This window comes from Rhodococcus sp. NPDC059968, assembly GCF_042738615.1.
Classification (GTDB): Bacteria; Actinomycetota; Actinomycetes; order Mycobacteriales; family Mycobacteriaceae; genus Rhodococcus_F.
Map to the genome: position 1 here is coordinate 1 of NZ_JBHWUE010000177.1, position 10,802 is coordinate 10,802.

12 protein-coding genes and 3 pseudogenes are annotated in these 10,802 nt (G+C 67.1%); 5 read left to right on the top strand and 10 right to left on the bottom strand.

Going from position 1 to position 10,802, the window contains the following annotated elements:
• Window positions 1-3 precede the first annotated feature (3 nt).
• The 3 genes from ACFWAY_RS51440 to ACFWAY_RS51450 form a co-directional block, all read right to left on the bottom strand.
• On the bottom strand, window positions 4-375 hold the full coding sequence (locus ACFWAY_RS51440) for a YybH family protein (protein WP_378516206.1): 372 nt from the start codon (window positions 373-375) through the stop codon (window positions 4-6).
• 18 nt (window positions 376-393) lie between these two features.
• Window positions 394-1,107: an SDR family NAD(P)-dependent oxidoreductase gene (locus ACFWAY_RS51445; RefSeq protein WP_378516207.1), complete on the bottom strand. Its 714-nt coding sequence runs from the start codon at window positions 1,105-1,107 to the stop codon at window positions 394-396.
• Between the two features lie 184 nt (window positions 1,108-1,291).
• The gene (locus tag ACFWAY_RS51450; protein WP_378516208.1) at window positions 1,292-2,203 is read right to left on the bottom strand and encodes a LysR family transcriptional regulator; all 912 of its coding nucleotides are present in this window, start codon (window positions 2,201-2,203) and stop codon (window positions 1,292-1,294) included.
• A 95-nt stretch (window positions 2,204-2,298) separates the two neighbouring features.
• Here ACFWAY_RS51450 and ACFWAY_RS51455 point away from each other — a divergent pair, with 95 nt between their 5' ends.
• Together ACFWAY_RS51455 and ACFWAY_RS51460 are read left to right on the top strand one after the other, a co-directional pair.
• The gene (locus ACFWAY_RS51455; RefSeq protein ID WP_378516209.1) at window positions 2,299-2,619 is read left to right on the top strand and encodes a muconolactone Delta-isomerase family protein; all 321 of its coding nucleotides are present in this window, start codon (window positions 2,299-2,301) and stop codon (window positions 2,617-2,619) included.
• Window positions 2,620-2,675: 56 nt separating this feature from the next.
• Entirely contained in the window at window positions 2,676-3,923 is a 1,248-nt protein-coding gene (locus ACFWAY_RS51460; RefSeq protein ID WP_378516217.1) for a YbfB/YjiJ family MFS transporter, read from the top strand.
• On the opposite strand, the gene ACFWAY_RS51465 is transcribed toward ACFWAY_RS51460, so the two are convergent.
• A complete protein-coding gene (locus tag ACFWAY_RS51465) occupies window positions 3,904-4,203 on the bottom strand; it encodes a hypothetical protein (RefSeq protein WP_378516210.1) in 300 nt (99 codons plus the stop codon). The two genes, ACFWAY_RS51460 and ACFWAY_RS51465, sit on opposite strands and share 20 nt — an antisense overlap.
• Window positions 4,204-4,334: 131 nt before the next feature.
• Window positions 4,335-5,318 (bottom strand): tyrosine-type recombinase/integrase, encoded by a 984-nt coding sequence (locus ACFWAY_RS51470; RefSeq protein WP_378516211.1) that lies wholly within the window; start codon window positions 5,316-5,318, stop codon window positions 4,335-4,337.
• Between the two features lie 2 nt (window positions 5,319-5,320).
• Between ACFWAY_RS51470 and ACFWAY_RS51475 the strand changes: the two are divergent.
• Window positions 5,321-5,558, top strand: a pseudogene (locus tag ACFWAY_RS51475) (hypothetical protein); the annotation flags it as partial.
• Between the two features lie 176 nt (window positions 5,559-5,734).
• Here the strand turns inward: ACFWAY_RS51475 and ACFWAY_RS51480 are convergent.
• Together ACFWAY_RS51480 and ACFWAY_RS51485 are read right to left on the bottom strand one after the other, a co-directional pair.
• Entirely contained in the window at window positions 5,735-5,893 is a 159-nt protein-coding gene (locus ACFWAY_RS51480; protein WP_378516212.1) for a hypothetical protein, read from the bottom strand.
• A gap of 1,187 nt (window positions 5,894-7,080) precedes the next feature.
• A pseudogene (locus ACFWAY_RS51485) lies at window positions 7,081-7,501 on the bottom strand (hypothetical protein); the annotation flags it as partial.
• Between ACFWAY_RS51485 and ACFWAY_RS51490 the strand changes: the two are divergent.
• Window positions 7,494-7,622, top strand: a pseudogene (locus ACFWAY_RS51490) (IS110 family transposase); the annotation flags it as partial. The pseudogenes ACFWAY_RS51485 and ACFWAY_RS51490 overlap by 8 nt on opposite strands.
• Before the next feature lie 81 nt (window positions 7,623-7,703).
• A complete protein-coding gene (locus tag ACFWAY_RS51495; RefSeq protein WP_378516213.1) occupies window positions 7,704-7,958 on the top strand; it encodes a hypothetical protein in 255 nt (84 codons plus the stop codon).
• A gap of 772 nt (window positions 7,959-8,730) precedes the next feature.
• On the opposite strand, the gene ACFWAY_RS51500 is transcribed toward ACFWAY_RS51495, so the two are convergent.
• The 3 genes from ACFWAY_RS51500 to ACFWAY_RS51510 all read right to left on the bottom strand — a co-directional run.
• Entirely contained in the window at window positions 8,731-9,093 is a 363-nt protein-coding gene (locus ACFWAY_RS51500; RefSeq protein WP_378516214.1) for a hypothetical protein, read from the bottom strand.
• Complete coding sequence (locus ACFWAY_RS51505; protein ID WP_378516215.1) at window positions 9,090-9,566, bottom strand: hypothetical protein; 477 nt, start codon at window positions 9,564-9,566, stop codon at window positions 9,090-9,092. The genes ACFWAY_RS51500 and ACFWAY_RS51505 overlap by 4 nt, the downstream gene beginning before the upstream one ends.
• A 179-nt stretch (window positions 9,567-9,745) precedes the next feature.
• Window positions 9,746-10,802: ATP-binding protein (locus tag ACFWAY_RS51510; protein WP_378516216.1), on the bottom strand; the 1,057-nt coding region annotated here is incomplete at its 5' end.

The window sequence follows — 10,802 nt, forward strand, 5'->3', positions numbered from 1 at the left end:
GCTTCAGTTGAGCCGGGAGACCTGATAGTGGCTGATCCGATCGCCGTCGGGCGTGGGCTTGACCAGCACGCTCAGGTACACGGTCAGCGTCGGCCGGTCCGTGAAGGAGAAATCGACGCTCAGGTAACCGAGCACCACGTCGTCTGCGAGTCGACGGGTTTCGAGGATCCGGTACGCGGCGGTCATACCCGGCGGCTGGGAGTCGTAGTAGTCGGCGACACCCTGCCGTCCGACTGTATACGGGTGCAGGCCCTGGAAAATTGCGTCCGCGGTGAACTCAGCGGCGACGCGCTGGGGTTCGTGCGCGTCGACGGCGGCGTTCCACCGGTCGAGCACCCTGCGCAGGATCTCTTCGTTTTCAGCCGTGCTGTTCATGAGATGTACACCGCGTGCTCAGTGTCCGGCGCTCTGGCCGCCGTCGACGTGCAGGATCTCGCCGGTGACGAACCCGGCGTGCTCGAGGTAGAGGATCGCGTCGACGACGTCGTCGATCTCGCCGAGGCGGCCGACCGGGTGCAGGGCGGCGAGCGCCTCATGCGTGTCGACCGGGTGCATAGGGGTGCGGATGACGCCGAGCGCGACCGCGTTGACCCGGATTCCGCGGGTCGCGTACTCGACCGCCAGCGACTTGGTGACCGCGTTCAGCCCGCCCTTGGTCAGCGATGCGAGTGCCGAGGGCACCTGCGAGTTGGCATGGTCGACCAGCGTGGTGGTGACGTTCACCAGATGGCCGCCGCGGCCCTGGGCGAGCATCGCGGCGACGGCGCCGCGGGAGATGTCGAAGAAGCCGCGCAGGTTCACGCCGGTCACGGCGTCGTAGTCCTCGTCGGTGTAGTCGGTGAACGACTTGGCCACGAAGATTCCCGCGTTGTTCACCAGTGTGTCGATCCGGCCGAACCGCGCCAGCGTCTGCTCGACGATGTCGGCGCCGGTTCCCGGCCGGGACAGGTCGCCGGGCACGGTCAGCACCTCGGGATCGTCGGATGCGCCGATGGAGCGGGAGGTCGCGACGACGGCGTAGCCGAGCTTGCGGTAACCGGTGACCAGCGCCGCGCCGATCCCCTGGGATGCGCCGGTGACGACGACGACTTTCTGGTTGGTGCTCATGAGTCGAATGCTCGCTTTCGCAATGGGGTTGGTGCGCAAGGACTCGGTGAGCGAAAGTCCCGGTAGTCCCGTTCGGAACCTGGGGTGTTTCGTTCACGGATCGATGATGTGCCCGAGGTGGGGGTTCGCGCCACGACGTGTTTGCTTCCTCGTGGGAGGCGCAGCCTCCTACGAGGAAGCCTTGTTACCGGTGGGGGTCGTCCGCGGGCAACCAGACTGTGCTGTCGTGGATGCCGAGATCACGGACGTCCCGGGTGAGGGCGTCGGCGGCGGCGAGCACGACGGGGCGGATCTCGTTCCGGCGCCACACCAGCGACCACGTCCAGATCACCGCCGGGTTGATCACCGGGCGTCGGATGAGGTCGGGCGGCAGCGTCGTGGTCTGCCCCTTGGGGGAGTTGAGCACGGGGCGGCCCGCGGCGCGGACGTGGTCGAAGAATGCGGGGCCGGTGATGCCGCCGTCGTCGATCCGCACGATCGGAGCGCCGGTGTCGTGGGCCAGTTGTTCGGCGAAGAGGTTCCACGACGACCAGGACGTCGCGTCGTCGTCGACGAGCAGCGCGGCGTCCCGCGCCCGCACCGGTGTGGCGTTCTCGCCGGTGGACACCGCGTAGAGCCGGTCCGCGCCGAGCAGCCGGGCCTGCAGGCCGTACCGGGCGAGATCGGCGTTGCGCACCCAGCACACGGCCAGGTCGAGGCTGCCGTCGGCGACCCGTGCGGCCTGGGCGTGCGAGGGCACCACCCACGGGTCCACGTGCAGTTGCGCCACACCTGCGGTGCGTGCGATCAGGTCCGCGGGAAGCCAGTTGACGTAGCCGATCCGGACCGGCTCCGCCCCGGAGAGGCGCTCGGCGCGGGCGCGCAGGTCGGCGGCACGCTCGAGCAGCGCGCGGACGTGGGGGAGCAGCTCCGCACCGGCCGGGGTGAGGGCTACGGAACGGCGGTCGCGGGCGAACAGCTGCACGCCGAGGTCTCGTTCGAGAGCCCTGATCTGCTGGGACAGCGAGGGCCCGGCGATCAGCAGCCGCCTCGCCGCCCGGCCGAAGTGCAGTTCCTCGGCGACGACGAGGAAGTACTTCAGCTGGCGTAGCTCCACGATCGCTCATGCTACGTGCGGTGAGAGGCTGCGCCTACCAGTCGGGAGCAAAGCGGTCGTGGCGGGCCGGCCGGACCCGGGCGCACGATGAGTCCATGGTTTCAGCCCCTGAACGGAAAACGACCATGCAGGAGTTTCTCGTCGAGATCATCACCACGGTCCCCGACGGCATCGCTCCATCCGAAGTGGATGCACGCCGCTCCGCGGAAGCGTTGCGCGCCAAGGAACTTGCCTCTGCAGGGCGCCTGGTCCGGTTGTGGCGCCCGGTCGGTGAGCTGCGCAGCATCGGCGTATGGCGCGCGGACGACGAAGCCGACCTCCACGCAAATGTGCTCGACACGCTGCCGTTGCGGCCGTGGATGAGTGTCGCCGTCACCCCGCTGCGGCCCCATCCGAACGATCCGGGCCAGTGGTGAGCGCGGTTTCCCCGCGGGCGCACGCCATCCAGGTCGCTGCGGCGTTGGCGGCGAGCATGGGCATCGGCCGATTCGTCTACACCCCGATCCTGCCGTTGATGCACACCCAGGCCGGCCTGTCCGCCTCTCTCGGGGCCGCGCTGGCTACGGCGAACTACGTCGGATATCTGGTCGGGGCATTGGCCGGCATCCTCATTCCGGCGGTGGTGCGCTCGGCAACGGTGATGCGAATCTCGCTGGTCGTCCTCGTCGCGACCCTGGCGCTCATGCCCGCCACACACAGTGGATCGGCGTGGTTTGTCCTCAGACTCGTCGCCGGCATCGCGAGCGCACTGATCTTCATGATCGCCGTCAGCACCATGCTCGCCCGCCTGCGGGCGCACGCCCAGCACCTGGCCGGGTGGGCGTTCGGCGGGGTCGGGGCGGGCATCGCCCTATCAGGCGTACTCGTGTTGATCCTGCGTTCCGCCGGCAGTTGGCGCTCGACCTGGTGGGCGGCCGCCGCCCTGGCGGTGGTCTGTGCCGTCGCGGCCTGGGCGCTGGCACCGGAGCCGTCGCCGACCGCCACGCCGTCGGGGACGGGAGCACACGGCCGCCCACGGACCGGCCGCTGGTTCACGGCCGCATTCGCCAGCTACTTCTTGGAAGGTATCGGCTACATCATCGCGGGCACGTTCCTCGTCGCCGCGATCGATCAAACCGCGGGCGGGTGGGTCGGCAGTGGTGCCTGGATTGTCGTGGGATTGGCCGCGTTGCCGTCCTGCGCAGTGTGGGCGTGGCTGGGCCGTCGTTGGTGTCAGCCGACCCTCCTGCTGGTTGCCCTGCTCATCCAGGCGGTCGGCATCGCGCTGCCCGCCGTCATCGACGGTGTCGGCCCCGCCCTGATCTCCGCCTTCCTGTTCGGTGCCACCTTCCTCGGTGTCGGGTCGATCGCACTGGGCATCGGTGCGCATCTGCAGGTCCCACGCGCGGTGGCACTGCTGACCACCGGATACAGCGTCGGTCAGATTCTTGGCCCACTCGTCGTCACCCCACTGCTGCACCACGGCTACCACCAGGCCCTGCTGGTCGGCGCCGTTGTCGTCTTGGCCGCCGCCCTCGCCGCCGCGGCGCTGCGCTTCCGTTTTCCTCACCACGTCGGTGTGGTGCACGCACCGTCGCACTCGAACATCGAACACGCGGAGACCCCAGTGTCGAGTGGGCTCAGTGCCCCGTTGTGCCTCCCGCACAGCATCTTCGAGGAGAGGGAGTTCACCCCGAACGGCGTTCCAGTGCCGGCGTCTTTCATCCACGCAGCACCCTGAAGTAGGACGACATTCTCGTCCGCGATGCGCCGGAGGAGATCGGCGCTCCCTCCGGTGCTCCCGCGTGATGTCCTGGGAACAGTGGTTGTCGGCGGCGAACAGCCCGAAGCTGCGCCATTCGCCGGGCTCGAGCGGTGGTTTCGATTTTGCCCTCGAAGTGGTCGTTGTCCTCGAGCGGGTCGCCGTCGGGAAGTGTGATGCCGTTGCGTCGGCTTCGGTCCCGGATCGTGCAGGCATAGATGCGGAAGGCGTCGACGGCCACCGGGTTACAACTACTCATTGATCGACAAGACGTCATGACCTGGCCGGCCTTGCACTCAGAGTTCAGATTTGGGCTGCCTGCGGCTTGCACCAGTCAGCTTGTACCGCCAACGGCGAGTCGACCAGCACTGCTGACTTTCTGTCCAGAGATCAATCGGAATGGTCTCTGCGCAGCGACCATCTGTGTCGAGGATTCTGCCGTAGATTTTGACTGGTCGAATTCCTACCCACCGCTCGCCCACGATGACAGTGGGGAATGCTCGCTGCATTCGGCTCGCGCAGGCGAGTGAAGCAGGTGTGTCGCAGCTCGTGGCAGGTCGCGTGCGGCAGGCCGGCGCGGATGCGGGCGCCGGAGAGGATCTCGTCGAGGCCCGCGGCAGTGAGCGGGCTGCCACGCCGTGGACGTTTCAACACCAGGAAGACGTGGTCGGTGGCGGCGCCGGGCGGGCGTTCGCCGTCGAGGTAGCTGCCCAGGCTGGTGAAGAACGCCGAGGTCACAGGCACGATGCGTTGGTGCCCGCCTTTTCCTGCGGAGACGAACACACGCCGTTCGCCGGGGCGGACATCGGCCATACGCAGGCCGAGGACCTCGCATCGGCGCAGTCCACCGAACAGCATCAGGAGGATCATTGCCCGGTCGCGCTCGGACCGCAGCGCCCCGAGCAGTGCGTTGGCCTCGTCGGGGCCGAGTATGCGTGGCAGGCGCCGTGGGGCTCTGATCAGCGGGACGCCGCGTATCTGCGAGCGCACCGCCCGGGTGGTCAAACCTCGTGGGACGGGGCTGTTGTCGATGAGCCCGCGCTCGCCGAGGTAGGTGAACAGCCCGGCGATCGAGGCGAGGCGGCGTTTGATCGTCGAGGCCGCGAGACCGGATTCCCCATCGGCGAGGCGGACGACGTTCCCGTTCGGGGTAGCCGTTGGGGCTTGGATGAACTCGAACACGTCGCTGGTGCCCACCTGGGTCGGGGTCTTGCCGACGATGGTGAAGAAGACTTTCAGGTCGAAGGTCTGCGCCAGCAGGGTGTTGTGGCGGGCTCGCGCCGCGACGAACCGCAGGTACTCGTCGACGAGCGGGTCGCCCAGGCGCGGGATCTCGCCAGGATCGTGCACGAGGTGGGGGATGAAACCGTTCATGAAACGAATTGATCTACCCGCCCGCGGTCGTGGACCCCGACGCCATCGCGATCCCCCACACCCCTCCGAGCCATCGGCCACCTCCTGCCCACCCGAGCAGAACTGCAACCGATGTCGGTTGTCGACGCCGCCGCACAGCAGCTCGCCGACCTCGGGCACCCCAACCCCGGCTGGCCAACCGATCACCGGATCATCTCCCCCAGCCTGCGTGCCGCGCTGCTCCGACTCTGGAACCTCTGACCTGCCTGTCACTGCGAAAGCACACCGGGGACGTGTCATATGCGCAGCTCAGGACGTTTCCATTTGGGCATATGGTGAACTCCGACACTCCCTCGGCATACACCTTGACCTGGTCACCGACCTTCAAACGTGCGAGTTCGTGGAATCTCGGTCATATCCGTAGGTGCAGCGTTCGCTCATTCGTCGCTGAAGAGTGACTGGTGGATCTCGGCGGATGTCGGCGTGGGTAAATCACCGGTACGTGACTCCTCGGCGACCGGCGGTGGGGTGCTGTCAGTCAGCGTTCGCTGCGCCGAGAAGAGTGGGAGTTCGGACTTGTCGTGATCGACGGTCATTCGGTTCCTCGATTCAGGTGCAATGGGTGCAGTCGGACGGCGCGATGTCGACCGAGTAAGTCAATGTTGAAATGTGCGGTCCGTCTGATCTCGTAGACGCATCGGTGTGAACCTGGACTGGCTGGACGATCACAGACACTCTTTCGGCTCTTCATCAGGAGTGATGTCAGCGTCGGATCCGAGAAGGCGGCGGTGCCCACCCTGGGCGATGGTCGTGCGGTGCAGAACGGCGACCACGTCATGCGGCTGGGCGTGCCTGTGACCATTAGCGTCACGCGGACGGTCCCTACACCGGCCACGAATCAGCGAGCATACATTTCGAATCCGGGACGGCCCGAGCCGAAGCGCTCGACGCGACATCCATTCCTATGGAGTTTAGCCTATACAACGACACCATCCGGCTGCTGCACAGTGAACGATCTCACTACCTGGCCGCGGTGCTCGGACAGCGTCGTGACCAGCGTGGGCAATGCTTAGCCCATCGGGATCGAGACGCGAGGCGAGCCAAACAAGCCTCCTTGACCTACCGTTTCGAGTGGGCGCGAAAGTACCGGCCGAGCGCGATCGGCACTCGGGTCGTATCGAGAACGCCGCATCCCGCGTAAGTGAGCGTGAGATCGGTACGGGCGTTACCGGTTTCGGGTTTCGATCCGGACGGGATAGCGATGAACCCCACCTTTATCACCGGACGCCGCAACTCATCGCACGCCAAGTCGGTGTTCCGTCTCGGCACGCACCTCCCCGAAACACATCGTCGGAACCACTCCCCCACCACCACACCGGCCACTGCACCCAACTTGGCGACGAACTGGTCTTCTTCTGATCCGCGGTGTGGCTGCCTTTTACTGGAGATGAGTGCCGTACCCGGCAGCGGCACAGAACAGGGCTGCGGCATCGGAAAGCGCAACCCCGAGAACAGCGTCCCATCCCGATCCGGACCACGCGATCAACACCGCGATCTCCGCCAGCAGCACGGCAACGAACAGCGCGGATAGCGGCGATAGCCAGCACCGCCGGTGCCGCCCAGCTCACCCAGTACTCCACCGGCGTCCGCGATGACGCCCAGTGAAATCCGCAGCCCATTCCCGGACTCCGCGGGTGTCACCTTCCCAGGTCAGCGCGTTCGCCCAGGCCGCGGTTCTTGCCGTCCATCCCACACGCTCGTGTGGAGCTGTCCGAGTGTCATTTCATACGAGCATTCCGGGACCTTGACGGGGATCTGCAGGTGGGCACCCGCGGCCGCGGCCGCCGGGCCGCGGCATCGGTTGCAGGTGCTCGGTGGTGCGTCTGCCGATGGTGGTGCTCAGCGCGTCGAGTTCGGCGAGCACGGCGGTGGCGGCCCAGATCTGGTTGCGCTTGCTCTCGGACAGCACCTCGAGCACCCCGGCCGCGGTGAGCCGGCCGAGCGCGCGGTACGCGCTGGCGTCGGTGGTGCCGGTGATCTGCTGGACGGTATCGGCGCTGAAGATCGGCGTGTCCAGGAGGGCGTCGATGATCTTCTCGTCGGCGGAAGTGCTGCGCGGCCGGGCGATGTCCCGCCAATGGCCGGGAAGTTCGGCCAGGGGCGCGGGCGGAGTCCTGCGCGGCCTCGCTGGAGACGATCGTCGATCAACCCAACACCATCGGCGTCCTGCCGGTGACCATCGCCCGCTCCTGCGGACACGATGTTGCCTACCTGCCGGGGCTGTCGATGCGCCGGATCGCCGACCTCTACCCGGACAGGCGAAAACCGACTTGTTGACCGAACTATCGGGCCGGTCTTTCGGAAGGTGCGTGCGGGGTTGGACTGGGCTGGCTAGGTTCGCTTCTCGTGATCAACGACGGGGATGTGCCGCGGGAGTTGTCCGGGCTGGTGGTGCCGCTGCTGGGGTCGCTCGAGGCGACGGGAGATCTGTTCGAGCCGTATCGGCTCGTTGATGGTGATGGCGCGGTGGTCGTGCCGGTGGCGGCGTTCTTCGCCGAGTTGGCGGCGTTCGGGCGGCCGGCGACGACGCAGCGTTCGTATGGGATGGATCTGTTGCGCTGGTTCCGGTTCTTGTGGGCGCTCGGTGTGGGCTGGGATTAGGCGACTCGGATCGAGGCACGTGATTTGTGCCGCTGGTTGCAGGTCGCGGTCAAGCCGCACCGGCGGCATTGGCGTTATCCCGCCGGTGATGCCCTTCAGCCGGGTGGGCAGCGGACCGCATCGGGGTCGAATGCGGTGACCGGCACGGCTGTTCGCGGTGCCCGGTGCGAGGCGGCGACACACCTCACGGTTGAAAACGCGCCAATGACCGCGGCCACCGTCGGCGGTGCCGACCGGTCCACTCGCCGTAGAAGTCCGCTGCAGGTCCATCCCCACCTCTCCTCGGCAGACGGCCGCGAACCGGACCGAACCGACAAACACCCGAACCAGATCCGCACAGGACAAGTCCGCCGGCATCGGCCGGCGACGCTAGGGAACCGCGAAAGTTCCGAATCCTGGAGTGATGGCCAGCTGGAGCTGGTGCAGATCAGTGGACGCATCCGCAGACGCGGCGACGGTGCCACTGCCGATGACCACCGCCACCGGGGTATACCGGCACCAACCCTCCGGAGCGGTAGGCCGACTGAAATCCATGGACGTCACGCCTCCCAGCCAACACCTCCGGATCAGCGACGCGGCCGATCCCCGCCGACTCCGAACGTCTCCACGCCAAGGTGGCGCGGTGGCAGATCCTGGCTGTAGGTCGTAAAGCCACTGAGCAGAACGGTTTCCCGCTCGGCTGTTGTCGCGGACGTGCCGCCCGCGCGATGCGGGGAGGCTGTTCGCGTCGGGTTTGGGTGGACAGCGGCACCAGGCGATCTTCTCCTCGTGCTTATTCGGTTTCCTTCGGGTGCCCGGGCTCGCAGCGTTCGAGTAGGACCCGGCCGGCGACCTTGCCGCCTTTCGGAGCCGGGTCGAGAAAGAACCAGATCCGCCCACCATCGGTCACCTTGTACTGGTAACGCGCATAGTTCCGCCCGTTGTACGTCCCGTACGCGTAGTCGCCCTTGAGTTGATACAGCCGCGGTGTCTGCACCGCCGGTTCCCGGGTGAGGGTGTCCCACGCATCGACCGTGGCGTTGCGTGCCGCCGCCAGCAGATCGGTCCAGCCCTTCTCCGCGTCCCGGGTGGCGAACACCAGCTGCCATTCGACACGTTTGATCGGACGAGGGACCGACCCACCTTTCTTGCTCACGCGCGCAGATCCGGCGCCGCGACCACCTCGGGGACCTCGAGATACTCCAGATCCGAACCGTCAGCAGTCAAACGCGGGTCGGCATACGCCTCCGCGGTGGCCTGCCACGCTTCCAGCAGAATCGCGAGTCGATCGAAGCGCGCCACCGCGATGCAGGCACGGGCCGTGTCCTGGAACGCTGCGACGAACTCGGCGTGCAATGCGGTCGGCAGCAACCCGATCCACGGCAACGCCACGGCGAGTCGGGTGGCGACACGATCGAGGGCCGCCTCGTCGAGGGAGGCGGCGAAAAGCTGCCCGACTACACCGAGGGTGCTCAATTCGGCGCGGCTCGCCGATTCCTGGGTCAACCGCAAAGCCGGCGCGTTCCGGCGCGTCAGCACCACCTCACCGTTGTCCTCGAGCACGCCGAGTACATCCTTCGGTGCCCTCAAGAAATCGGAGAACGTGGCGGTAGCAGTCGACTTACCCATACCCACCATTACATCAGAACTAGTTCAGATATTCCAGAGGTCGGTGATCACCCGCGCGCCCGGAAGACCGCGTGGACACGGACCTCACGGCATCGGCGGTCTGTCGTGACGACAGGAATGAGACCGAGAAGATCATCAGCGGCGGGCGTCGACTCGGGTCGCGGTGGCTAAGTCACACGTCAGCGGGCCGGCGGTCGATCAGTCACTGGTGAGGACGCATCCGGTGCGGGTATCGCCCACTCGACCGCCGTCCCCGGCCCCAGGTCGCGAAAGACCGCGTGACCGCCGAGCCGCTCGGCACGGCTGCGAATGTTCGTCAGCCCGTGTCCGTGCGCGGCTCCCGCCGCGATTCCGGTGCCGTTGTCGCTCACGGTCAACACGAGGCCGTCGTCGGCGGCGGCGACCCGGACACTGCACACGCTCGCCTGTGCGTGGCGGGCGACGTTGCTCAGGGCCTCGCGCAGGGCCGCCTGCAGTTCCGTCCCGGCCTCGCGGCCGGAATACCGGTCGACCGGCCCCTCCACACAGACATCGGGGGTGAAACCGAGCGCTGCGGCGCTGTTGTCGACGATCTCACACACCGCGGCACTCAAGCTGCCCGCGTCCCCGGACCGCGCGGCCGCAGCGGACCCGGTGAGATCGAAAATGACGGCCCGCAATCCACGCACGATGCTGTCGGTCTCGTCGATCAGCGGGTCCAGATCCGCCGACAACCGTGGATGCCGGACGCCCAGCGAGGTCAGCGCCAGACCCAGACCGAACACCCGTTGGAGGGTCACATCGTGCAGATCCGCCGCCATCCGGCTCTGTTCGTCATCACGTGCGCGGGCCCGCTCCGCCGCCATGAGTTGTTCGTTCTTGGCCAACAGGCTGGTCCGCATCGTGTCGACCGCGCCCGCGATGATCGCCACCTCCCGGGGCCCGTCGGTGTCGATCTCCCGCTCGTAGTCGCCGCCGGCCACCGCGCTGATGTCGACGAGAAGATGATCGATCGGCCGTGTCAGCATCCGCCGCGTCAGATACACCGCGGTCACGACCATGACCACCGCGAGAACGCACGCGACGACGGTCGTAATGTTCGCCAGCGCCTGCGCCGACTGGACACGTTCGACCTGCTCGGTGACCAGGATGTCGGTGCGGCGCGGACCGGACAAGACCGCACCGGCGATGCTCGGCACCCCGGACCTACCGCCGCTGATGCCCGCTCCCGGCTCGTATGTCCGTGAGCGATGAACC